This is a genomic window from Pseudomonas sp. Emmai (genome assembly GCF_055179735.1).
Window position 1 is genome coordinate 3,892,588 of sequence record NZ_CM143685.1, and the last position, 22,620, is coordinate 3,915,207.

21 protein-coding genes are annotated in these 22,620 nt (G+C 61.2%); 7 read left to right on the forward strand and 14 right to left on the reverse strand.

The window, feature by feature from the left end; translation table 11 throughout:
- The first annotated feature begins 15 nt into the window (after positions 1-15).
- Positions 16-2,556 carry an autotransporter outer membrane beta-barrel domain-containing protein gene (locus ACY4LX_RS18020; RefSeq protein ID WP_463257308.1) on the forward strand — a complete coding sequence of 847 codons (2,541 nt, stop codon included), beginning with the start codon at positions 16-18 and terminating at the stop codon, positions 2,554-2,556.
- Positions 2,557-2,617: 61 nt separating this feature from the next.
- On the opposite strand, the gene ACY4LX_RS18025 is transcribed toward ACY4LX_RS18020, so the two are convergent.
- From ACY4LX_RS18025 to ACY4LX_RS18045, 5 genes are all read right to left on the reverse strand, one after another.
- Positions 2,618-3,235: a LysE family translocator gene (locus tag ACY4LX_RS18025; RefSeq protein ID WP_463257309.1), complete on the reverse strand. Its 618-nt coding sequence runs from the start codon at positions 3,233-3,235 to the stop codon at positions 2,618-2,620.
- Positions 3,236-3,284: 49 nt separating this feature from the next.
- Positions 3,285-4,124, reverse strand: coding sequence for an AraC family ligand binding domain-containing protein (locus ACY4LX_RS18030; protein WP_463257310.1), 840 nt, complete (start codon positions 4,122-4,124; stop codon positions 3,285-3,287).
- A gap of 77 nt (positions 4,125-4,201) precedes the next feature.
- Positions 4,202-4,843, reverse strand: a complete 642-nt coding sequence (locus ACY4LX_RS18035) for a DUF1345 domain-containing protein (protein ID WP_149661755.1) — start codon at positions 4,841-4,843, stop codon at positions 4,202-4,204.
- 181 nt (positions 4,844-5,024) lie between these two features.
- Positions 5,025-8,123, reverse strand: coding sequence for a multidrug efflux RND transporter permease subunit (locus tag ACY4LX_RS18040; RefSeq protein WP_463257311.1), 3,099 nt, complete (start codon positions 8,121-8,123; stop codon positions 5,025-5,027).
- A 15-nt stretch (positions 8,124-8,138) separates the two neighbouring features.
- Positions 8,139-9,296 (reverse strand): efflux RND transporter periplasmic adaptor subunit, encoded by a 1,158-nt coding sequence (locus ACY4LX_RS18045; protein ID WP_149661757.1) that lies wholly within the window; start codon positions 9,294-9,296, stop codon positions 8,139-8,141.
- 271 nt (positions 9,297-9,567) lie between these two features.
- On the opposite strand from ACY4LX_RS18045, the gene ACY4LX_RS18050 reads away from it, so the two are divergent.
- Positions 9,568-10,269 carry a response regulator gene (locus ACY4LX_RS18050; protein WP_149661758.1) on the forward strand — a complete coding sequence of 234 codons (702 nt, stop codon included), beginning with the start codon at positions 9,568-9,570 and terminating at the stop codon, positions 10,267-10,269.
- A gap of 4 nt (positions 10,270-10,273) precedes the next feature.
- The gene (locus ACY4LX_RS18055) at positions 10,274-11,575 is read left to right on the forward strand and encodes an ATP-binding protein (protein WP_149661759.1); all 1,302 of its coding nucleotides are present in this window, start codon (positions 10,274-10,276) and stop codon (positions 11,573-11,575) included.
- Positions 11,576-11,723: 148 nt separating this feature from the next.
- Here ACY4LX_RS18055 and pncA read toward each other — a convergent pair whose 3' ends face one another.
- The 5 genes from pncA to ACY4LX_RS18080 all read right to left on the reverse strand — a co-directional run bounded on the left by pncA (position 11,724) and on the right by ACY4LX_RS18080 (position 14,892).
- On the reverse strand, positions 11,724-12,365 hold the full coding sequence (gene pncA / locus ACY4LX_RS18060) for a bifunctional nicotinamidase/pyrazinamidase (protein WP_463257312.1): 642 nt from the start codon (positions 12,363-12,365) through the stop codon (positions 11,724-11,726).
- Positions 12,366-12,412: 47 nt separating this feature from the next.
- On the reverse strand, positions 12,413-13,189 hold the full coding sequence (locus tag ACY4LX_RS18065) for an anti-sigma factor family protein (RefSeq protein WP_149661762.1): 777 nt from the start codon (positions 13,187-13,189) through the stop codon (positions 12,413-12,415).
- Entirely contained in the window at positions 13,186-13,683 is a 498-nt protein-coding gene (locus ACY4LX_RS18070; RefSeq protein ID WP_463257313.1) for an RNA polymerase sigma factor, read from the reverse strand. The genes ACY4LX_RS18065 and ACY4LX_RS18070 overlap by 4 nt, the downstream gene beginning before the upstream one ends.
- A gap of 52 nt (positions 13,684-13,735) precedes the next feature.
- Positions 13,736-14,266, reverse strand: coding sequence for a tetratricopeptide repeat protein (locus ACY4LX_RS18075; protein ID WP_149661763.1), 531 nt, complete (start codon positions 14,264-14,266; stop codon positions 13,736-13,738).
- Between the two features lie 80 nt (positions 14,267-14,346).
- Positions 14,347-14,892, reverse strand: coding sequence for a cytochrome b (locus ACY4LX_RS18080; RefSeq protein WP_463257314.1), 546 nt, complete (start codon positions 14,890-14,892; stop codon positions 14,347-14,349).
- A gap of 136 nt (positions 14,893-15,028) precedes the next feature.
- On the opposite strand from ACY4LX_RS18080, the gene ACY4LX_RS18085 reads away from it, so the two are divergent.
- From ACY4LX_RS18085 to nudC, 3 genes are all read left to right on the forward strand, one after another.
- Complete coding sequence (locus ACY4LX_RS18085) at positions 15,029-15,802, forward strand: class I SAM-dependent methyltransferase (RefSeq protein WP_463257315.1); 774 nt, start codon at positions 15,029-15,031, stop codon at positions 15,800-15,802.
- Between the two features lie 207 nt (positions 15,803-16,009).
- Positions 16,010-16,822, forward strand: a complete 813-nt coding sequence (locus tag ACY4LX_RS18090) for a crotonase/enoyl-CoA hydratase family protein (RefSeq protein ID WP_463257316.1) — start codon at positions 16,010-16,012, stop codon at positions 16,820-16,822.
- 6 nt (positions 16,823-16,828) lie between these two features.
- A complete protein-coding gene (gene nudC / locus ACY4LX_RS18095; protein WP_463257317.1) occupies positions 16,829-17,659 on the forward strand; it encodes an NAD(+) diphosphatase in 831 nt (276 codons plus the stop codon).
- Here nudC and ACY4LX_RS18100 read toward each other — a convergent pair.
- The gene (locus ACY4LX_RS18100) at positions 17,627-18,406 is read right to left on the reverse strand and encodes a TSUP family transporter (protein WP_123408103.1); all 780 of its coding nucleotides are present in this window, start codon (positions 18,404-18,406) and stop codon (positions 17,627-17,629) included. The genes nudC and ACY4LX_RS18100 overlap by 33 nt on opposite strands.
- A 181-nt stretch (positions 18,407-18,587) precedes the next feature.
- The gene (locus ACY4LX_RS18105; RefSeq protein WP_463257318.1) at positions 18,588-19,826 is read right to left on the reverse strand and encodes an acyl-CoA dehydrogenase family protein; all 1,239 of its coding nucleotides are present in this window, start codon (positions 19,824-19,826) and stop codon (positions 18,588-18,590) included.
- 356 nt (positions 19,827-20,182) lie between these two features.
- Here ACY4LX_RS18105 and sfnG point away from each other — a divergent pair, with 356 nt between their 5' ends.
- A complete protein-coding gene (gene sfnG / locus ACY4LX_RS18110) occupies positions 20,183-21,277 on the forward strand; it encodes a dimethylsulfone monooxygenase SfnG (protein WP_463257319.1) in 1,095 nt (364 codons plus the stop codon).
- Between the two features lie 115 nt (positions 21,278-21,392).
- Here the strand turns inward: sfnG and ACY4LX_RS18115 are convergent, their stop codons facing one another.
- Positions 21,393-21,872 (reverse strand): nuclear transport factor 2 family protein, encoded by a 480-nt coding sequence (locus ACY4LX_RS18115; protein ID WP_133836485.1) that lies wholly within the window; start codon positions 21,870-21,872, stop codon positions 21,393-21,395.
- Positions 21,873-21,921: 49 nt separating this feature from the next.
- Positions 21,922-22,485, reverse strand: coding sequence for a TetR/AcrR family transcriptional regulator (locus tag ACY4LX_RS18120; protein ID WP_463257320.1), 564 nt, complete (start codon positions 22,483-22,485; stop codon positions 21,922-21,924).
- Positions 22,486-22,620: the final 135 nt, after the last annotated feature.

The following is a 22,620-nucleotide window of genomic DNA, read 5'->3' on the forward strand; positions in this document are numbered from 1 at the left end:
ATTGAGGAGCTTCCTATGCCACTGTTTTCGTTTTCACACCACCCACAGGCGATCAAAAAATTAATCATAGCCATCGTGGTTGCGTCCTCTCCCGAAGCCTACAGCCGAATACTGTTGCCGGGCGAAAGTGATGTGGTGACCAATCCACCCGCTCCCGAAGCATGGGCGGTTTCGCAAGGGGGCACGCTGACTATCAACAATGCCCAGGCGCTGACCATTTCTTCAACTAATGCCAACGTCGTTTTCAACGGTGGCCAGAGCCAACGAATCAACGCCAATAATTCTGTGTTGAGCCTTTCCGGGGCCACTGTCAATAGTGCGAGTGGCAGGGGAGCGATACAGCTGATTGACAGCAGTGCAACGATCGACAACAACACGAATATCACCAGTTCGAACAGTTTTGGCCTTCTGTTGGGACGCAATATCAACACACCCGCTTCCTCCAGTGCGACGGTCAAGGGTGGAAGCACAATCACCGGTCTGCCCGGGGGCGCGAATGCGGTCGGTTTCGCGGTGTTGAATGTCGAGAACTCGACCATCCGTGGCACTGACACAACCAGCTACGGCGTGCAATTGGGCGGTGCAACACTGTCGGCGACAGGCAGCACCATTTCCGGCGGGCAGGATGGCCTTCAAATCGTGACTGACACGGTCGGTGTCAATGCCAGTACCGTGACACTCAACAATACCCGCGTGACAGGCGGTACTGGTTCAGCGATTGTGCTGGGTTCGTCCGGCCCCGCCGGCGCTGTGGCCAAGATCGACATCCTGGGCGGCACCGAACTGATCGGCGGTAACGGCACGCTGTTGCAGGCGACCAATGGCTCTACGGCCACTGTCACGGTCGACGGCAGTGCTTTGAGGGGAAACGTGATTGCCGACAACGGCAGCACTATCGGGTGGTCGATGAGCAACGCCGCGTCTATCGAAGGCAATCTGCAGAATGTTACCCGGGTCAATCTGGATACCCGCAGTGCGTTGAACGGCAATGTTTTGGCGGTGGCAGGGACTGCTGCGACGGTTAGCCTGAATAACGGTTCCACCATCAACGGCAACGTCGAAAACGTTTCCAGTCTGTCGCTGGACAATGCCAGCAGCATGACCGGTGATGTGGTCACCGACACCCGGGGCAGCGTATCGCTGAATAACGGCTCTGTGCTGACCGGCCAAATCAGCAATTCCGCCAATCTGAATATCGACAATTCAGCACAATGGGTGATGACCGGCGATAGCTCCGTACAACGTCTTGCGCTGAGCAACGGTGTCGTGCGCATGGGGACGAACGAACAGTTCCAACGCTTGGATGTGGGCGATCTGTCCGGTAACGGCACGTTTGCGATGGCGACCGACTTGAGCAATGGCAACACGGATTTCCTGAACGTCACCGGCCAGGCCAGTGGACAACATCAACTGCAAATCTCCGCCACCGGCACCAATCCGCTCACCGCCGAGCGGGTACAGGTCGGCAATATCGCTTCCGGCGACGCAAACTTTTCCCTGGCCAATCGTGAAACAGTGGACGCGGGCACCTTTGTCTACAGGCTGGCGAAGGAGGGCACGGGTTTGTACCTGAACCCGGACAAGGAAACGGTCAGTACTTCATCCAATACGGCACTGGCGCTGGCCGGCAGCGCACGCAGCGTGCTAAATGCTGAAATGGCCATGCTCAGCGATCAACTGGGTGATCGCAGTCTCAGCATCCGGCCCGAAGCCTCGCTCCGGGCGATGAACGACGGTTCGGTTAAAAACCTCAGCAACAGCGTCTGGGTCCGCACTTACGGCAATCAATACAACGTCAGTAATGCCTATGGCGATGGCTACACGCAGAACCAGACCGGCATCACCGGTGGTGCCGACACGACCGTGGATTTGGGCAGCCGGTCGTGGGTGTTGGGCGGATTCGTGGGTACAAGCCGTACGAATATGGATTTGAAATACGGTTCCAGCGCCACAGTCGACAGCCTGAATGCCGGTGTTTATGGCAGCACGTTCGATGTTGAAAGCGGTGTGTTCGTTAATGTCATGGCCAAGATCAACCAGTTCGACAATCACGCCAAAGTCACCATGAGTGACGGCACGCGGGCCAAAGGTGATTACAAGGCGTTGGGTGTCAGTGGTTCCGTAGCAGTGGGCAAGCACATTCGCCTCAAGGACGATTACTTTTTAGAGCCTCAGGTCCAGGTATCGACCGGCGCCACCCAAAGCGACAAGTACCGGCTGGACAACGGCCTGGAGGTCAAAAGCGACACCATGCGTTCAGTGCAGGGTAAGGTCGGGATCAAAGGTGGGCGCGTCATCACCCTCGACAACGGCAGTTTGCTGGAGCCCAGTGTGCTGGCGGAGGTCAATCACGAGTTCGTCAAAACCAATCAGGTCAAGATCAACGACGACAGTTTCGATGACGATCGCGCCAGTAGCTCGATCGGTTATGGCGCCGGTTTGAAATGGACGCCGGCGCAACGCAACTGGCAGGTTGCCGGCCAGGTGGGAGGCAGCAAAGGCACGACGGTCAGTCAAGACTGGTGCGGTAGTGTGAGACTGAGCTATTTCTTCTAGATGACTTAAAAATGCCCCGATGAGATCGGGGCATTTTTTTGCTCGCGGATTGAGCGTTGGGTCACGCCAGCAAGCTGAGCCAGGCCGAACCCAGCAGTAAAAGGGCCATGGCCTGATTGAAGTGTTTCAAGCGGTTGGACGACCGAATCCACCTGGCCGAGCCTGCGCCAAGCAATGCCCAGGTGCCCATGCACGGCACTGACACCAGAAAAAACACCAGCGACAGGCACAGCGTCTGAACCTGACGATCGGCGCTGGTCCCGGCAAACACACTGACGACGGCCAGGGCCATCATCCAGGTCTTGGGGTTGACCAGTTGCAAACCGGCGGCGCCCTTGAAGCCCAGTCGTTGTGACTGCGGGGGGCCGGCCAAGGGTTCCTTGGTATTGACCGGCGCCCAAAAAATTTGCCACGCCAGATAACTCAACCACGCGACACCTGCCCACTGCAGAGTTGTTTGCAGGTAGGGGCGGGTGCTGAGCACTTGCCCCATACCGCCGCCCACGGCCAGTACGAGCAGCGCTGCGCCAGTGCAGGCACCGAAGACGATCGGCAGCGCGGCCTTGAAACCATAGCGGGCGCTGTTGCTCAGCACCAGGATATTGGTCGGACCAGGGGTGATGGACGCGACGAAAGCGAATGCCAAAAACGGCAGCAGGCTGGAAAAAGTGACAAGCATGATCATGGGCTCCTTGGACAGTCAGGAGCCAATCTTCACAAAGGCCAGGTCACACGTCTGGAAGATTTGAGCAGCGCCTGCGGTACATCGCCGGGGTCAACCCATACGCCCGGACAAACCAGCGGCCCAGATGACTCTGATCGGCAAACCCCAGCTCCATGGCCACCGCCGCCGGTTGCAAACCGCTGGCGAGCATTCGCCGGGCCTTGGACAGGCGCAATTGCACGAGATAGGCGTGGGGCGCCAATCCGTAGGCAGCCTTGAACGCGCGAGTCAGGCGAAAGCGATCAACGCCTGTGACGACCGCCAACTGATCGAGGCCAATGTCCAGATGAGCATTGGCGTGCAGGTATTCCCGGGCCTTTTGCGCCACCAGCGGCAGACGCGGGTCTTCGCCGTAGCGGGTGCGCCAGTGCAGATGGCGGGTCAGGTGTTCGAGCAAACCGTCGAGGGCCGTCTGGCGCACGATCTTCAACTCGCCACCGTGCAACGTCTGGAACGCCAGGCTGGTGGCTTGGGCCAGTTGTGGGTCAGTGGTCAGGGTGTTGGCGAAACTCAGTTGGCTGTTGAGCGGGGCGTTTTCGAACAACGCGCTCAGTTCCCGTTCCAGCCATTGCGGGTCGAGGTAGAGCATGCGGTAGGTGAAGCCGTCCTCGGTGGGCGCTTCGCCGTCGTGGATGTCACCGGGTTCCAGCAGAAACACCTTGCCCGGCGTGCTCTGATGCCGGGCCCGGCGGCAGTTGAATTGCTGCACGCCTTGCTCGGTGACGCCCACCAGGTAACTGTCGTGCCAGTGCGGGTCGTAGGCGTGGCCCTCGAAATGCGCACGCAAGGTTTCGATGCCGGTGTCGGCGTCCTGGGCCAGGTCGATCCAGTTGTGCGAAGTCATGCTGCACCTGTGAGACGGATTGCCGACTTATTTAACGCCTGCGACGCGGGTAACGCCTAGAACGTTTGTGCAGCCGTTTAGCTGAACAGTCCGGCCGCGATGTTGATCGAAAACCCGAGAATCGCCGTGTTGAACACAAAGCCGATCAGCGATTGCGCCAAGACGATTTTGCGCAGCCCCCGGGTCGCCACGCCGACATCGGCAGTCTGCACCGCCACGCCGATGGTGAACGAGAAGTACAGGAAGTCCCAGTAATTGGGGGTAGTCAGGCCTTCGGCAAAGCGCAGTGCCGGCTCCTTGCCGTCCCAGGTGTAGAACAGGCGGGCGTAGTGCACGCTGAAAATCACCCCGATCAGCAGCCATGAACCAATGACGGTGGCTGCGGTGAAGGCGTAATGCAGCAGCTTGCGTGAGGTTTCCAGGTCTTTGCTGCCGGCCAGTTCGAAGGTGATGGTCGCCAGGCTGGCAATCGCGGCGATGCACACCACGAACAACACCAGCCCGGCGTTTTCATCCTCGATCTCGGCAATGCGCTTCACATCCGGAGCCTTGGCCTTGGTGGCGAGCCAGATCATCAGGATCAGGTAGGTCCAGACCCCGGCGTTCCAGCCGATGAGGATTTTGCTGATGATCGAATCGGCCGGGGCCAGGATGCCCACCGCCAGGCCAAGAACCGTGGCGGACGACAGGCGAGGGTGGGTGCGGGCGAGGAGGGGCATGGAGGCTCGATGGGCGCAGGGGTTTGCAACACCTTAGCCCAGGGCGATGCGTTGTGACCACTCGGCGACGCAACCTTGTAGGAGCGAGGCTTGCCCGCGAAAGCGATCTTACCGTCAACATTTCTATCGACGGTGATGACGCTTTCGCGGGCAAGCCTCGCTCCTACAGGGGATTGGTGGGTCAGGTGTCTTTGTGGCGTTTGCGCACCAGTTTCATCACCACCACGAAAAACACCGGTACAAACAGCACCGCCAGGGTCGCGGTGATCATCCCGCCGATCACCCCGGTGCCAATTGCTTGCTGGCTCGCCGAACTGGCCCCGGTGGCAATCGCCAGCGGCACCACGCCAAGGATGAACGCCAGCGACGTCATCACAATCGGCCGCAACCGCAGGCGCGCGGCTTGCAGGGTGGCGTCGATCAGGTCGTGGCCTTCGTCGTACAGGCTCTTGGCGAATTCGATGATCAGGATCGCGTTCTTCGCCGACAAGCCGATGATGGTGATCAGCCCGACCTTGAAGAACACGTCATTGGGCATCCCGCGCAAGGTCACTGCCAGTACCGCGCCGAGTACGCCGAGCGGCACCACCAGCAGCACCGAAGTCGGAATTGACCAGCTCTCATACAGCGCCGCCAGGCACAGGAACACGATCAACAGCGACAAGCCAAGCAGAATCGGTGCCTGACTGCCGGACAAACGCTCCTGCAACGACAGGCCGGTCCATTCCTGACCCAACCCCGCCGGGCCTTGCGCCACCAGCCGTTCGATTTCCGCCATGGCTTCGCCGGTGCTGTGACCCGGTTTCGGTTCGCCGGAAATACTGATGGCCGGGTAGCCGTTGTAACGGGTCAATTGCGTCGGGCCCTGGGTCCATTTGGCCTGGACGAAGGCCGACAGCGGCACCATTTTCCCGGCGCTGTTGCGCACGTGGATCTTCAGCAGGTCCTCGACCTGGCTGCGTCGATCACCTTCGGCTTGCACGACGACGCGCTGCATCCGCCCCTGATTGGGGAAGTCGTTGATGTAGGCCGAACCCACGGCCGTGGACAGCACGCTGCCGACATCGGCAAAGGACACGCCAAGGGCATTCGCCTGTTTACGGTCGACTTCCAGTTGCACTTGCGGTGCTTCGGCCAGGGCGCTTTCGCGCACATTCATCAGGATCGGACTTTTCTCCGCCGCCGCCAGTAACTGCGTGCGCGCTTGCATCAGCGTGGCATGACCGAGGCCGCCGCGATCCTGCAAGCGGAACTCGAAACCACTGGAGGTGCCGAGGCCATCCACCGGTGGCGGCAACACGGCAAACACCACCGCATCCTTGATCTGGCTCAGGGCAATGTTGGCGCGGTCGGCGATCGAACTGGCCGAGTCATCGCTGCTGCGCTCGGACCAGTCCTTCAACGTGGTAAACGCCAGTGCCGCGTTCTGCCCGCTGCCGGAGAAGCTGAAACCGAGAATCACCGTGCTGTCACCGACACCGGGCTCCGTGGCGTTATGTTTTTCGATCTGTTCGACCACCTGCACCGTGCGGTTCTTGCTCGCGCCCGGTGGCAGTTGAATGTCGGTGATGGTGTAACCCTGGTCTTCCACCGGCAGGAACGAGGAGGGCAGGCGACTGAAGCACAGGCCCAGCCCGATCAGCAGCACGCCGTAGATCAGCAGGTAACGCCCGGTGCGCTTCAGCGCATAGGCCACCCAGCCCTGATAACGCACGGTCAACTGTTCAAAGCGACGGTTGAACCAACCGAAGAAGCCACCCTTTTCGTGATGCTCGCCTTTGGCAATCGGCTTGAGCAGCGTCGCACACAGCGCCGGGGTCAAGGTCAGGGCGAGGAAGGCCGAGAACAGGATCGAAGTAGCCATCGACAGCGAGAACTGCTTATAGATGACCCCGACCGAACCCTGCATGAACGCCATCGGAATAAACACCGCTACCAGCACCAGGGTGATGCCGATGATCGCGCCGGTGATCTGCTTCATCGCCTTGCGCGTGGCGTCCTTGGGCGACAAGCCCTCGGTGACCATGATCCGCTCGACGTTCTCCACCACCACGATGGCATCGTCCACCAGAATGCCGATGGCCAGCACCATGCCGAACATGGTCAGCACGTTGATCGAGAACCCCAGCGCCAGCATCGTGGCAAAGGTGCCCATCAACGCCACCGGCACCACCAGGGTCGGGATCAGCGTGTAGCGGATGTTTTGTAGGAACAAAAACATCACCGCGAACACCAGCAACATCGCCTCGCCCAGGGTGTAGACCACTTTGGTGATCGAGACTTTGACGAAGGGCGAGGTGTCGTACGGGATCTTGTATTCGACGTTGGCCGGGAAGTAACGCGCCAGGTCATCCATTTTTGCCCGCACGGCGGTGGCGGTGCTCAGGGCATTGGCCCCAGGAGAGAGTTGCACGCCGACGGCGGTGGATGGCTTGCCGTTCAAGCGGGTGCCGAACTGGTATTCCTGACTGCCGATCTCGACCCGCGCCACATCGCCGATGCGCACCGTGGAGCCGTCGGGGTTGGCCTTGAGCACGATGTCGGCAAACTCTTCCGGCGTCGACAACTGGCCCTTGACCATAATGGTCGCGGTGATTTCCTGGGTGCTGCGGGTCGGCAAGTCGCCGATGCTGCCGGCGGACACCTGGGCGTTCTGCGCGACGATCGCGGCGTTGACGTCGGCCGGGGTCAGGTTGAAACCGATCAGCTTCTGCGGGTCGATCCAGATGCGCATTGCCCGTTCGGCACCGTACAACTGGGCCTTGCCGACACCGTCGAGACGCTTGATCTCGTTCATCACGTTGCGCGCCAGGTAATCGCTGAGCGCCACGTCGTCGAGCTTGCCGTCGCTGGAGGTCAGGGTGATCAGCAACAGGAAGCCGGAGGAGACTTTCTCCACCTGCAAGCCTTGCTGGTTCACGGCCTGGGGCAGGCGCGACTCGATCACCTTGAGGCGGTTTTGCACATCGACCTGCGCCATCTCGGGGTTGGTCCCCGGTTGGAACGTCGCCTTGATGGTGGCGCTGCCGAGGCTGCTCTGGGATTCGAAATACAGCAGGTGATCGGCGCCGTTAAGCTCTTCCTCGATCAGGCTGACCACGCTTTCGTCGATGGTCTGCGCCGAGGCGCCGGGGTACGTGGCGTTGATTTCGATCTGCGGCGGCGCGACGTCGGGGTATTGCGCCACCGGCAACTGTGGAATGGCCAGGGCACCGGCCAGCAGGATGAACAACGCGACCACCCAGGCGAACACCGGGCGGTCGATAAAGAACTGCGGCATAAAAAAGCGTCCTGCTTACTGACCAGAAACCTGGGCAAGTGGAAGAGGGGTGTCGTCGATCTGCACTTTTTCGCCCGGCTTGGCGTGTTGCAGGCCTTCGGTGACGATGCGGTCGCCGGGCTTGAGGCCGCCGGTGACGATCCAGCGATCGTTCTGCACCGCGCTCAGTTGCACCGGTTGCAGACCGACCCGTTGCTCGGCGTCGAGCAACATCACCTGGGCCACCCCGGCGCTGTCGCGCTGGATCGCCCGCTGCGGCACGCTGATGCCTTGCTGGTTGACCCCTTGCTCGACGCGTACACGGACGAAGCTGCCCGGCAGCAAGTCGAGGTCCGGGTTGGGGAACTCGCTGCGCAGGATGATCTGGCCGGTGCCCGGATCGACGCTGATCTCGGCGAACAGCAGCTTGCCCGGCAGCGGGTACAGACTGCCGTCATCCTGGATCAGCGTGGCCTTGGCCTGATCCTGGCCAACCTGCTGCAGGTTTCCAGAGCGGAAGGCCCGGCGCAGGTCGTTGAGTTCACGGGTCGACTGGGTGAGGTCGGCGTGGATCGGGTTCAGTTGCTGGATCAAGGCCAGCGGGGTGGTTTCGTTCTGCCCGACCAGTGCGCCTTCGGTGACCAAGGCACGGCCGACGCGCCCGGAAATCGGCGCGGTGACGGTGGCATAACCCAGGTTCAGCTTGGCCCGGGCCACGGCGGCTTTATTGGCCGACACATCCGCGGCGGTTTGCCGGGCATTGGCCCGGGCGTTGTCGTAGTCCTGGCCGCTGATGGCGTTGCCTTCGATCAACTGCGAATAGCGCTGCTCTTGCAGCTTGGCCTGGAAGGCATTGGCCTCGGCCTTGCGCAGCGCCGCTTCGGCGCTGTCCAGGTCCGCCTTGAACGGTGCCGGGTCGATGCGGAACAGCACGTCGCCCTGTTTCACGTCGCTGCCTTCGCGGAAGGTGCGCTGCAATACAACGCCGGCCACCCGAGCGCGGACTTCGGCAATGCGCGGCGCGACAATCCGCCCGCTCAGTTCGCTGCTGATCGACAGCGGCCGCGCTTCGATGGTTTCGATGCGCACAGTGGCCAGCGGCGCCGCTTCTTCAGCGGTCGAGGACTTGTCACAAGCGCTCAGGGTCAACGCCAGTGCAATCAGGCTGAGCGTGGCAAGCAGGTTCTTTGACATGTGAATACCCCAATAATGACCCCGGCATCCTACGGGGAGTCGGCGAGAGTAGCGGTGAAGCTTTGTAGGCGCTGTGTGAAATTGTGTAAGGGTTTTACTCGCGGGTGCGTGAGGGCGTATATCCTTGGGCCCTTGAATTTCTCAGCGACCGTTCGGGCGTCTTCGCGGGCAAGCCTCGCTCCTACAGGGGAATGCGATACCTGTGTAGGCGCGAGGCTTGCCCGCGAAGACGCCCGAAAGATCGCCACAGCACTTTTTCTGGAAACACCCCATGCCCAACATCCTCCTGGTCGAAGACGACACCGCGCTCTCCGAACTGATCGCCAGCTACCTGGAACGCAACGGCTATTGCGTCAGCGTGATCAGCCGCGGCGATCATGTGCGCGAACGCGCGCGGGTCAATCCGCCGGACCTGGTGATCCTCGACCTGATGCTGCCGGGCCTTGACGGGCTGCAAGTCTGCCGCTTGCTTCGCGCCGATTCGGCGACATTGCCGATCCTGATGCTCACCGCCCGGGACGACAGCCATGATCAAGTGCTGGGCCTGGAAATGGGCGCCGACGACTATGTCACCAAACCCTGCGAGCCACGCGTCTTGCTGGCCCGGGTGCGCACCTTACTACGGCGCAGCAGCCTCGGCGAACCGCAGACCGCCAACGACCGCATCCTGATGGGCAACCTGTGCATCGACCTGTCCGAGCGCACGGTGACCTGGCGCGAACAACTGGTGGAGCTGTCCAGCGGCGAATACAACCTGCTGGTGGTGCTGGCCCGGCATGCCGGCGAAGTGCTGAGCCGCGACCAGATCCTGCAACGCCTGCGCGGCATCGAATTCAACGGCACCGACCGCTCGGTGGATGTGGCGATTTCCAAGCTGCGGCGCAAATTCGACGACCACGCTGGCGAGGCGCGCAAGATCAAGACAGTGTGGGGCAAGGGCTACCTGTTCAGTCGCTCCGAGTGGGAATGCTGAGGCGATGTTCAGAATCCTCTTTCGCCTGTACCTGGTGACGATCGTTTCGTACAGCGCGGCGATTTACCTGGTGCCGGATGTGGTGATCAAGCTGTTCCATGAACGCTTCGTCACCTACAACCTCGATTATTCCCGTGGTTTGCAGACCCTGATCGTCAAGCAGTTCCACGCCGTGCCAAGCGAACAATGGCCGGCCCTGGCGGCGGAAATGGACAAGGAGTTCCAGCCGCTGCACATCGTGTTGAGCGGCAAGGATGACGACGACTTCACCCTGGAGGAGCGTGAACGCTTGCAGCGCGGGGAGAACGTGGTGCGGATCGGCGACTGGGGCTGGCGCACCCTGGCGGTGGCGCCGTTGAACGAACGGACCGTGGTGCAGATGGTGGTGCCGCCGGATCCGCTGGACGTCAATTTGTTGTACTGGAGTATCAACGTGCTGATCGGCGCGATGATGCTCGCGTGCCTGCTGCTGTGGCTGCGCCCGCACTGGCGCGATCTGGAGCGCTTGAAAGGCACGGCCGAACGCTTCGGCAAAGGGCACCTGAGCGAGCGCACGCAGATCTCGCATAAATCCAACATCGGCAGCCTGGCCAACGTGTTCGACACCATGGCCGGCGATATCGAGAACCTGCTCAACCAGCAGCGCGACTTGCTCAACGCCGTATCCCACGAACTGCGCACGCCGCTGACACGCCTGGATTTCGGCCTGGCCCTGGCCCTTTCGGATGACATGCCGGCGCCGAGCCGCGAACGCCTGCAAGGGCTGGTCGCGCACATCCGAGAACTGGATGAGCTGGTGCTGGAATTGTTGTCCTACAGCCGCTTGCAAAATCCGGCGCGCTTGCCGGAGCGGGTTGAAGTGGCGCTGGATGAGTTTATCGACAGCATTCTGGGCAGTGTCGATGAGGAACTGGAATCACCGGATATCGTCATTGACGTGTTGCTGCACGGCCAACTCGAACGCTTCACACTCGACCCGCGCCTGACGGCGCGTGCCTTGCAAAACCTGCTGCGCAATGCCATGCGTTATTGCGAAAAGCGCATTCAGGTTGGCGTGAAGGTATGCCCCAAGGGCTGCGAGATCTGGGTCGATGACGACGGAATCGGCATTCCGGAGGATGAGCGGGAGCGGATATTCGAGCCGTTTTATCGGCTGGATCGAAGCCGGGATCGCGCGACCGGCGGCTTCGGCCTCGGCCTGGCCATCAGCCGCCGCGCCCTGGAAGCGCAAGGCGGGACGTTGACGGTTGAGCCTTCGCCGCTGAGTGGCGCGCGGTTCCGGTTGTGGTTGCCCACACCGAACTGACGGCAAGCATACCCACCTGTGGCGAGGGAGCTTGCTCCCGCTGGGCCGCGAAGCAGCCCCCAGCGTTCATTCAATTACAACGCGCTGGCATGTTTTGCGACTGCTGCGCAGCCGAGCGGGAGCAAGCTCCCTCGCCACAGGACAGGCGTCAACCCAAAATATCTTTAGTCGAAATCAACCCAACCCCAGCCACCTGCATCCGTTCAATCGCCACAGCCAGCGACCCCTGCAGATCAATCGCCCGACACGCATCCAGCACCACAAACGTATTGAACCCCGCCGCCCGCGCATCCAGCGCCGAGTACATCACACAGAAATCCAGCGCCAGCCCGACCATGTAAACAGTGTCGATGCCGCGTTCCTTCAAATACCCGGCCAGGCCCGTGGTGGTCGTGCGATCGGCCTCCAGAAACGCCGAATAACTGTCGATGTCCGGATTACAGCCCTTGCGAATGATCAGTTGCGCATGGGGCAAATCCAACTCCACGTGGAGTGCCGCCCCAGGGCTATCCCGCACACAGTGCACCGGCCATAGCGTCTGCTTGCCGTAGGGCAGTTGGATCTCGTCGTAAGGCTGGCGATTGGGGTGGCTGGACGCAAACGAGGCGTGTCCGGGCGGGTGCCAGTCCTGGGTAATGATCACCTGCTTGAATTGGCCGCCCAGTTGATTGATCAATGGCACGATCAGGTCGCCTTCGGGCACCGCCAGTTGGCCGCCGGGGATGAAGTCGTTCTGCACGTCGATCACCAGCAAAGCCGTGCGTGAAGGGTGGAGCGAGGGATGCGGCATGGGAGGGCGCCTTGGAAGTCAGGCGCCAAGCATAGTGATAATTGGCGTTATACGCTCAGCCGACTTCTCAAGACTTTGGCCATGTCCTCAAGGTCCGCCACGGGGTTGTGCCCGATCAGCATCCAGGCGTGCTCCGTGTCCGCCCAGAACACGACGTTCATGTCGTGCCGGCGTTCATGGGCAAACGGCCGGCTGCCTTTGTTGGAGCGCGTGACACACAGTGCCATCGGGCCGTGGGTAGGGTCGAGATAGGTGATCTGGGCGATGGGTACGCCTTCGTACTCGAGGATTTGCGCGCGTTTGAGCTCCAGGCGTGGCAACACCAGTTTTGCAGGCGCGAGGTTCAGGCCCAAACGGCTGTCGATGGTGCGCAGTTGCGCGCGCTGAGTCGCCTCGTCGCCAGGCAAGTGTTCCAGGGTTTGCGGCACGTAGAGCGACATGTAGTCGGCCACCAGCCCGCGCCAGTTGCTTTTCTGCTGGCTCGACTGCCAGCCGAGAAACAATCGATCCGCGACTACACTGCTCAGCACCAGACCGGCCGCCGCCGCCAGAAACCAACGGCGGTTCAGCGCCGGACGGGCAGGGCTGGGCAAGGTGTCGAGCATGGCTTGCAAGCGATCTGTCGGTGCTTGCTTGCCCAGTTGGTCATACGCGTCCTTGAACGGCAGGCTGCTGCGGGCCAGCCATTGCAGGCGCAGGTTGAGCGCCGGGTCATCGTGGATGGCGGCGTCGATGCGGGTGCGCTGTTCGGTGTCGAGCTGGTCGTCGAGGTAGGCCACCAATTGTTCATCGGTCGGGATCGTCGGGCGTAGGGGGTCGGTCATCGACGTTCTCCTGTGGTGTTGCTCGGTACGGTGTGCAAGGGCGGGTACTCCGCGAGTTTCAGGCGGGCGGTGGCCAGGCGGCTCATGACCGTACCGATGGGCACTTGCAGCACCTCGGCCACTTCGCGGTAGGACAAGCCTTCGACGTAGGCCAGGTACACCGTTTCGCGCTGGGCTTCAGGCAGAGCATCGACGCGCCGGATCACCTGCGCCGCCAGCACATGGGTTTGCGCCGCGTGTTCGCCGTCGAACGACAGCGCCTCGTCGGCATTCACCAACCCCTGGCCCAGACGCACACGCCGGGCGCGTACTTCATTGAGCCAGATCGAATGCAATATGCTCAGCAGCCAGCGATCCATGCGGGTGCCGGGCTGATACTGCCCGGCCCGTTCCAGCGCCCGCACGCACGTGGCTTGCACCAAGTCTTCGGCCACATGCCGTTGTCGGGACAGCAGCAAGCCGTAGCGCCATAACCGCGCCAGATGCTGGCCCAACTCTGCTCGTATTGCCTGATCGCTGGCGATGGCGACCTCCGTCCGTTCGGTGTCAGGTTTTCGATGAATCGTGGATGGCTTCGGCCAGGTCCTGGTATTCCTCGCAGGTGCTGCCGCAGATCGATTTGATGTGCTGCAACTGTTCCTGGGCAAGATCCAGCCGACCCTTGATCACATACGCTTCGCCGAGGTATTCGCGCACTTGCGCATACTGCGGGTCGAGTTTGACCGATTGCAGGTAATAGCCAATGCCTTCGTCGGTGCGGCCCAGTTTACGCGTGGCGTAGCCGCGATAGTTGAGGGCTTTGGCGGTGTTGGGGTTTTTCAGCGTATCAAGCAGGGCCAGGGCTTCTTCGTAGCGACCGTCCTTGGCCAGGCGGTAGGCGTAGTCGACACGGTCGTTATCCGGCACCAGGCTGCTGGTTTGCAGCACGCATTTGTTCGACTTGTTGTCGAACACCTGGCCTTTGGGGCAGTTGGGTTTGGCCGGCTCATCCTCGTCGCCGTGGGCGAACGCCGCAGAGCTGGATAACGCCGCGACCAGCAACAGCGGGGCGGTGAAAACAGCGAAACGGATATCCATGGGTGAAACTCCATTCACAGTGAAAACAGAATTCGAGCGCATGCATCTAAAGAACACCCGGCCCCGGTGTTTTATTCGCCTCAGTTTGTATCGCGCCCTGGCAGCATCCGGCGCAACGTGCCGTCCCGCAGGCCGTAATGATGAACCAGCGCCATCACCGCGTGCAGCCCGGCCAGAATCACGATGACCCAGGCGACGTTTTCATGCAGGCCGCCGAATACCGACTTCATGCTTTTATCGAACGTCATCAGGGCCGGGACATCGAACAACCCGAAGAAGTTGAACGGTTCTGCTTGCGCCCAGCGGAACATAAAACCCAGCACAATCTGGCTCAACAACAGCAGGTACAGCGCCAGATGCGCGGTTTTCGCTGCAATGTTCATCATGCCTCGATTGAGCGGCGGCAGTCGGCGGCCACGAGACAGTCGCCAGATCAATCGACCGATAACAATCACCGCCAGCAGGATGCCGCAGGAAATGTGCACCGATTGCAGCCCTTTACGCAGCGGCGTGCCTTTAGCCAGTTGATCCCAGATCAGTGCACTGGAGAACAGGAAAATCACCAGCACGGCAGTCAGCCAGTGCAGGCTCATGGTGAGGCGGTCGTAACGGGTCGGAGTGTTCATGGGCTTTCCTTATGAGCGATGGGCAGTGAACACCGCTGTGTGAACAATTATTCATTTCGTTGTGCAGCTCTTTGCAAGGAAAGCATTAAGCCAGACGCTATGCTCGACTGCATTGATGTGTATCGGGAGAACTGCGATGAGAGAACATATTCACCCTGTCGCCGCCGATGGCTACAGGACCGGCGCCGACACCTACGTGCGCGGCCGCCCGGACTATCCGCCGCAAGTGGCCGACTGGCTGACCGGCACCCTGGGTTTGAATGCCGACAAAACCGTTATCGACCTCGGCGCCGGCACTGGCAAGTTCACCGGACGGCTGGTGGCCACCGGGGCGCAGGTGATTGCCGTGGAACCGGTGCCACAAATGCTCGAAAAATTGTCCGCCGCGTTGCCTGACGTGCTGGCGGTGAGCGGCACCGCTACCGATCTGCCGCTGCCCAATGCCTCGGTGGACGTGGTGGTGTGCGCCCAGGCCTTCCACTGGTTCGCCAGCCCCGAGGCGCTCAGCGAAATTGCCCGGGTGCTCAAGCCGGGCGGCAAGCTGGGGCTGGTGTGGAACCTGCGCGACACCCGAGTGAGTTGGGTGCCGAAACTCGACGCGATCGTCAACGCGCTGGAAGGCGATACCCCGCGTTATTACACCGGAGCCTGGCGGCTGGCCTTTCCCCACAAGGCGTTCGGGCCGTTGCAGGCTGAGCATTTCGGGCATGGGCACACGGGTTCGCCGGAAGATGTGATTTTCAATCGGGTGCGGTCCACTAGCTTCATTGCGGCGTTGCCTCAGGTGCAGCGGGATAAGGTCGATGCGCAGCTGCGGGCATTGATTGAAGGCGAGCCCGAGTTGCGCGGCAGGGAGGTGATTACCGTGCCTTATGTGACGGCGGCGTTTGTGGCGGTGAAAGGCAGTTAGATCGGCGGTGTAGCCTTCGCGGGCAAGCCTCGCTCCTACAGGGGCGCGCCATCCCTGTAGGAGCGAGGCTTGCCCGCGAAGGCGTCAGACCAGACACCACAGCCCCCAAAACCAGTCCCGCATTTGGCCGAACCACTGCCTTACTCCCACCCGCGATGCCTTGTTATAGTTCGGGCCTCATTTTCCGCCCGGTCAAGGATCACTGCCATGTCTCAGTACACTGCGTTCACCGTCGAACTCGCCGACAAAATCGCCCATGTGCAGATCAACCGCCCGGACAAGATCAACGCGATGAACGCCGCGTTCTGGAGCGAGATCATCGAGATTTTCCAGTGGATCGACGACACCGACGAAGTGCGGGTGGTGGTCCTGAGCGGCGCCGGCAAGCACTTTTCCTCGGGCATCGACCTGATGATGCTGGCCGGCGTGGCCAACGAACTGGGCAAGGATGTCGGGCGCAATGCGCGCCTGCTGCGGCGCAAGATCCTCGCCCTGCAAGCCTCATTCAATGCGGTCGATAATTGCCGCAAACCGGTGCTTGCCGCGATCCAGGGTTACTGCCTGGGCGGCGCTATCGACCTGATCGCCGCCTGCGACATGCGCTACGCCGCCGAAGACGCACAATTCTCGATCAAGGAAATCGACATCGGCATGGCCGCCGACGTCGGCACCTTGCAACGCTTGCCGCGGATCATCGGTGACGGCATGCTGCGTGAACTGGCTTACACTGGTCGCCACTTTGGTGCCGAGGAAGCGCGCGGCATGGGCCTGGTCAATCGGGTCTACAGCGACCGCGACAGCCTGCTCGATGGCGTGATGGGCATTGCCCGGGAGATCGCCGGCAAGTCGCCGATTGCCATCACCGGCACCAAGGAAATGATCAGCTACATGCGCGACCATCGCATCGACGACGGCCTCGAATACGTCGCCACCTGGAACGCCGCCATGCTGCAATCCACCGATTTGCGCGTGGCCATGGCCGCCCATATGAGCAAACAGAAACCCGAATTTCTGGACTGATTAACCATGATTTCACGCTGGACCACCGCAGTACTGGACACCGATCAACCCGGCGGCTGGGCCGTGGCACGCAGCCCCGAAGGCTTTCTGTTCGATGACAACGGCGCGCTGTTCCCCCGGGAATGGCTCAAGCGCCAGGACTTGTCGATCCTGGCCGAGCACGGTATCGGCCATCTCGATGGCGAACCGGTTTACCTGCTGGAGCTGCGTTGCGCCAACGAAGTGCCGGGCTGCAACTGGAAAGGTCTGCGGGCGTTCATGCTGGAGGGCGATCACACCGTCTACAAGGTGCTCGGCTACGCGGCGCAGATTGGCACCTGGTACCGCGAACACCGCTTTTGCGGCAATTGCGGGCAAGCGACGCATCAGGTGCCGCGCGAACGGGCGATGTATTGCGAACCGTGCGATATCCGTTATTACCCACGAATTTCGCCGAGCATGATCGTGCTGGTGACCCGTGGCGATGAGGTGTTGCTGGCCCGTTCACCGCGCTTCGTCGCCGGGGTCTACAGCACGCTGGCGGGGTTTGCCGAGCCGGGAGAGTCGGCCGAGGATTGCCTGATTCGCGAGGTCCGCGAAGAAGTGCAGATCGAGGTCAAGAACATCCAGTACATGGGCAGCCAGTGCTGGCCGTTCCCGCATTCGATGATGCTGGGTTTCCACGCTGAATACGCGGGGGGCGAGATTGTCTGCCAGGAAGACGAGATCGAAGACGCCCAGTGGTTCAACATCCACGCGATGCCGCCGTTGCCGGCATCGCGTTCGATTGCCCGTTACCTGATCGACGTGTATCTGGCGCGGCGCTTAGGCCACGCTGAACCAGTGCTGCCAGGCTAACCGCACGGTCAAGCCCAGTACCACGGTGATGAACACCGGGCGAATGAACTTCGCTCCGCCGCTGATGGCGGAGCGTGCGCCGAAGAACGCGCCGACCATCACCGACAGGCCCATGCTCAGGCCGATGATCCAGTCCACCTGCCCGGAAAACACGAACACCGACAGCGCCGCAATGTTGCTGACGAAGTTCATGCTGCGGGCCACGCCGCTGGCCTTCACCAGGTCGATGGGGTACATCAGCATGCTGCTGACGGTCCAGAACGCCCCGGTGCCTGGGCCAGCCACGCCGTCATAGAAACCGAGGCTGAAGCCCTGGGTCGATTGCCACTTCTTCTTGATCGGTGCGTCGCTGTCCAGCGGCGCTTTCGGCGTGCCGCCAAACAATAGATAAACGCCGCAGGCGAAGACAATCACCGGCAGCATCTTGTTCAGCCATTCGGCAGGCAGGTAATGCGCGACCACGGCACCGGTCAGCGCACCGACCAGGGTGCCGACGATGGCGTGCACCCATTGCCGCGGGTGGAACAGCTTGCGGCGGTAGAAGGTGAAACTGGCGGTGGCCGAGCCGAAAGTCGAACTCAGCTTGTTGGTGCCCAGCACCAGGTGCGGCGGCAGGCCGGCGGTCAACAGCGCAGGCGTGGTCAACAGACCGCCACCGCCGGCGATGGCGTCGATGAAACCGGCAATGAAAGCGACAACGGCCAGAATGGCCAGGGTGGTGAGGTCAACGCTGAGTTCGAAAGGCATGGAATCGGCTTATTCGGCGGGGCGCAGAAAGGGCTGCGGGGAAGGCCGGTATCTTACCCATATCGAACCTTTGCGGCGACCCGTCTGGCCTCTTCGCGGGCAAGCCTCGCTCCTACAGGGGAACGCATTCCAAAATGTAGGAGCGAGGCTTGCCCGCGAAGGCGTCATCCCTGACGACAAATTACTTACGCTCAGGCCCATTCCCGATCTGCCACACAAACGGCGGCTCAGTCCCGTTAATCACCCAATCCCCGACAATCCGCGCCTTGTAGATCACCGGATTGTGCGACGACACCGTCCGCGCGTTGCGCCAATGCCGATCCAGGGATTTCCCTTCACGAATGTCCGAAGCCCCCAGGGCATTGAACAGCTCGGTGGTTGCGCGCTGGATCAATTCGGTGACCACCACCTGCGCCTTGGCCGATTCGATTTCCGCCGCGACATTGGCGGCACGCTCCAAAACGTCATCGCCAGAGAAGCGTGCCTCATAAGCTTTCTGCGCCGGTTGCGCCGCCCTCAAGGTACTGGCCTCGGCGGCATACACCAACGCCGCAATCTCACCGACTACTTGCTGAATCTGCGCATCCTGACTCACATGCTGCGCATTGCCATGGCTGTAGATGCGTTTGCGCTCGCGCACCTGCTGCGCCACATCGCGCAGCGCCGCGCGACCGATGCCGGCCAGGGACGCCAGCAGCACCAGTTGATAGAACGCAGTCTGGTATTTGAAGCGGGTGGCGAAGTCGATGAGGTTCTCGGCGTCGACTTCGGCATCGATAAACCGCGACGTACCGCTGCCGGTGGTGCGCTGACCGAAACCGTCCCAGTCATCGCTCTGCACAATGCCGGGCTGGCGAGTGCGCACGGCGGCGATCACGTCGCCACCGGTGTCGCTGCGCCGGGCGTAGACGTCGATCCAGTCGGAAAACAGACTGCCGGTGCTGTAGAACTTCTCGCCGTTGAGCCGCCATTGATCGCCATGGGGCGAGACTTTGGTGATCACATCGCCGATGGCCACGCTGCCGATTTCAGTCCAGGCGCAACCGACGATGTCGCCGGCCACAAAGCGTTTGAACCAGACGTCCCGTGCCGGGCCGGGGGCGGCGTTGAGGCGATCCTCGGCAAAGGCGAAATGCCCGCGCAAGGCTTGCGGGATATTGGAATCGGCTTCGGCCAGTTCGATTAACAGTTCGAACAACTGCGGCACCGAGGCACCGCCACCGCCGTACTCCACCGGCACGCGCACCGCGCCGAATCCGGCCTCCTTGAGCCATTGGATCGGTTCGTAGGGCAAGCGGCGGGTTTGTTCGCGTTCAACGGCGCCGGCGGCGATGCGCTGGAAGATTGGCCGGAATCGTGCTGCGAGGGTTTCGTAGTCGGTGCCGGTGGAGAGGGGGTTGATGATCTGGTGTTCGGTCATGGGACAGCTCCTTGGGGCGGCAGTGGATGCAGGGGGGATTGCACGGTCCATGCCGGGTGGGCGCAGCCAAGTTTTGCTGGCGTGTGCGGAATTCGAGGATGTTTCAACTGTTGCTGCGCCAACAGTGCAACAGCAAATTGCCCCTGACACGCCCTCCATCTATGGCAAAAAACATCTCTGTGGCGAGGGAGCTTGCTCCCGCTTGAGTGCGCAGCGCTCACCAGATTTTGGGGCCGCTGCGCAGCCCAGCGGGAGCAAGCCCCCTCGCCACAGATGTCATACGCCACAAGAAATTCGGTGCTGGCACGGTTGCTGCTCTGTCCCAAAGACTTCTCCAACGTCCCGAGGACACGCCAATGAGTCAGCAAGCCGTCAAATTTGCCTACTGGGTACCAAACGTCAGCGGCGGGCTGGTGGTCAGCAAGATCGAGCAACGCACCCACTGGGGCATCGACTACAACCGCAAACTGGCGCAACTGGCCGAGGCGGCGGGGTTCGAATACGCCTTGACCCAGATTCGTTTCACCGCCGGTTACGGCGCCGAGTTCCAACACGAATCGGTCGCCTTCAGCCACGCGCTGCTGGCCGCCACCACCACCCTCAAAGTCATCGCGGCGATCCTGCCTGGCCCATGGCAACCGGCGCTGGCAGCCAAGCAACTGGCGACCATCGATCAACTCACCAATGGCCGGGTAGCAGTGAACATCGTCAGCGGCTGGTTCAAAGGTGAATTCCAGGCCATCGGCGAACATTGGCTGGAACACGACGAACGCTATCGCCGTTCCGAAGAATTCATCCGCTCGCTCAAGGGCATCTGGAGCCAGGACAACTTCACCTTCCGCGGCGATTTCTATCGTTTCGACAATTACAGCCTCAAGCCCAAACCCCTGGGCCAGCCGGAAATCTTCCAGGGCGGCAGCTCACGCGCAGCCCGGGACATGGCGGCGCGGGTGTCGGATTGGTACTTCACCAACGGCAATACCCCGGAAGGCATCAAGGCCCAGGTCGATGACATTCGAATCAAGGCGGCGGCGAACAATCACTCGGTCAAGGTTGGGGTGAATGCTTTCGTCATCGCCCGCGACACCGAAGAAGAAGCCCGCGCCGTCCTGGCGCAGATCATCGACCAGGCCGATCCGGAAGCGGTGAATGCCTTTGGTGATGCGGCGAAACAGGCGGGCAGGGCGTCGCCGGAAGGCGAGGGCAACTGGGCCAAGTCGACGTTCGAGGACCTGGTGCAGTACAACGACGGGTTCAAAACCAACCTGATCGGCACGCCACAGCAGATTGCCGAGCGCATCGTGGCGTTGAAAGCGGTGGGCGTGGATCTGGTGCTGGCGGGGTTCCTGCATTTCCAGGAAGAGGTGGAGTATTTCGGCAAGCGGGTGTTGCCGTTGGTGCGGGATCTTGAGGCCAAGGCAGGCGTGAAAGAACAACCCGCAGTCGCGTAATGATCGTTCCCACGCTCCGCGTGGGAATGCATCCCGTGACGCTCTGCGTCACATCGAACGCGGAGCGTCCGTGGCGGCATCCCCACGCAGGCGCGTGGGAACGATCGGTCTCGGTTTACAGACCGAGATCGGACAGGCCCGGATGATCGTCGGGACGTCGCCCCAGCGGCCAATGGAATTTACGCTCGCTTTCCTTGATCGGCATGTCGTTGATGCAGGCAAATCGGTTGGCCATCAAACCATTCTCATCGAACTCCCAGTTTTCGTTGCCGTAGGAGCGGAACCAGTTGCCCGAGTCATCGTGCCATTCGTAGGCGTAGCGCACGGCGATGCGGTTGTCGGTGAAGGCCCAGAGTTCCTTGATCAGCCGGTAGTCCAGTTCCTTGGCCCATTTGCGGGTCAGGAAGCCTTTGGCTTCTTCGCGGTTGTAGGCGAATTCGGCGCGGTTACGCCATTTGGTGTCCAGGGTGTAGGCCAGGGACACACGCTGCGGGTCGCGAGAGTTCCAGCCGTCTTCGGCCAAGCGAACTTTTTCAATGGCCGATTCACGGGTGAACGGCGGTAATGGCGGACGAACTTCGGCATTAGATGACATTTGAGTGTCTCCTTATAAAACTAAAGTTAACAACGGCTTGATTAAGCAGTTACAGGTCCAATAACTTTCGCGCCATGCATTGCGCATTATCGGCGGCACTGTGATCACCCATCACAAGCGCTACGGTAATGGCTCCATCGATCAGGATCAGCAGCTGTTTGGCCAGTGCCTGCGGATCGGTGGCGCCATGTTCGGTGCAAAGCTCGCGCACGTAGTCGAGCAGTTTCTGTTTGTGGTCCTTGGCGACCAGGCGGACCGGGTCTTGCGGGTCGCCGGTTTCGCCGCTGGTGTTAATAAAGGCGCAGCCGCGAAAGCCTTCGGAGTTGAACCAGCGGGTGAGCACGGTAAACAGGTTGAGCAGCCGGTCGGCCGGGGTCGGGGCCTTGTCGACTTCAGTCCTGAACCAGAGCATCCAGCGCTCGTCGCGGCGTTGCAGGGCGGCGACGGTCAGCTCCTCCTTGTTGGCGAAGTAGCGGTAGATACTCTTTCTGGAGACCCCGGCGGTTTTCACAAGTAGATCCATGCCGGTGGCAGCGATGCCACTTTTGTAGATCAACTTTTCGGTGACATCCAGGATGATGTTGCGTGTGTCGTTGCTAGTAATTTCGTTCATGGGGCGAACAGTAGAACGATCGTTCTCCTTGGTCAAGCGGATATTTTTGGTGCCTGTGAAATTGTCTTCGCGGGCAAGCCTCGCTCCTACAGTTAAACGCACTCCCCTGTAGGAGCGAGGCTTGCCCGCGAAGAG

Coding starts and splice junctions, on each gene's coding strand:
- ACY4LX_RS18100 (WP_123408103.1), bottom strand. CDS start 18,406: ATGCCTTTCGAACTCAGCGTTGACCTCACCACCCTGGCCATTCTGGCC.
- ACY4LX_RS18020 (WP_463257308.1), top strand. CDS start 16: ATGCCACTGTTTTCGTTTTCACACCACCCACAGGCGATCAAAAAATTA.
- ACY4LX_RS18045 (WP_149661757.1), bottom strand. CDS start 9,296: ATGTCAAAGAACCTGCTTGCCACGCTCAGCCTGATTGCACTGGCGTTG.
- ACY4LX_RS18065 (WP_149661762.1), bottom strand. CDS start 13,189: ATGACCGACCCCCTACGCCCGACGATCCCGACCGATGAACAATTGGTG.
- ACY4LX_RS18050 (WP_149661758.1), top strand. CDS start 9,568: ATGCCCAACATCCTCCTGGTCGAAGACGACACCGCGCTCTCCGAACTG.
- ACY4LX_RS18040 (WP_463257311.1), bottom strand. CDS start 8,123: ATGCCGCAGTTCTTTATCGACCGCCCGGTGTTCGCCTGGGTGGTCGCG.
- ACY4LX_RS18080 (WP_463257314.1), bottom strand. CDS start 14,892: ATGAACACTCCGACCCGTTACGACCGCCTCACCATGAGCCTGCACTGG.
- sfnG (WP_463257319.1), top strand. CDS start 20,183: ATGAGTCAGCAAGCCGTCAAATTTGCCTACTGGGTACCAAACGTCAGC.
- ACY4LX_RS18025 (WP_463257309.1), bottom strand. CDS start 3,235: ATGCTTGTCACTTTTTCCAGCCTGCTGCCGTTTTTGGCATTCGCTTTC.
- ACY4LX_RS18035 (WP_149661755.1), bottom strand. CDS start 4,843: ATGCCCCTCCTCGCCCGCACCCACCCTCGCCTGTCGTCCGCCACGGTT.
- ACY4LX_RS18105 (WP_463257318.1), bottom strand. CDS start 19,826: ATGACCGAACACCAGATCATCAACCCCCTCTCCACCGGCACCGACTAC.
- ACY4LX_RS18090 (WP_463257316.1), top strand. CDS start 16,010: ATGTCTCAGTACACTGCGTTCACCGTCGAACTCGCCGACAAAATCGCC.
- ACY4LX_RS18030 (WP_463257310.1), bottom strand. CDS start 4,124: ATGACTTCGCACAACTGGATCGACCTGGCCCAGGACGCCGACACCGGC.
- ACY4LX_RS18120 (WP_463257320.1), bottom strand. CDS start 22,485: ATGAACGAAATTACTAGCAACGACACACGCAACATCATCCTGGATGTC.
- ACY4LX_RS18055 (WP_149661759.1), top strand. CDS start 10,274: ATGTTCAGAATCCTCTTTCGCCTGTACCTGGTGACGATCGTTTCGTAC.
- ACY4LX_RS18075 (WP_149661763.1), bottom strand. CDS start 14,266: ATGGATATCCGTTTCGCTGTTTTCACCGCCCCGCTGTTGCTGGTCGCG.
- ACY4LX_RS18085 (WP_463257315.1), top strand. CDS start 15,029: ATGAGAGAACATATTCACCCTGTCGCCGCCGATGGCTACAGGACCGGC.
- nudC (WP_463257317.1), top strand. CDS start 16,829: ATGATTTCACGCTGGACCACCGCAGTACTGGACACCGATCAACCCGGC.
- ACY4LX_RS18115 (WP_133836485.1), bottom strand. CDS start 21,872: ATGTCATCTAATGCCGAAGTTCGTCCGCCATTACCGCCGTTCACCCGT.
- pncA (WP_463257312.1), bottom strand. CDS start 12,365: ATGCCGCATCCCTCGCTCCACCCTTCACGCACGGCTTTGCTGGTGATC.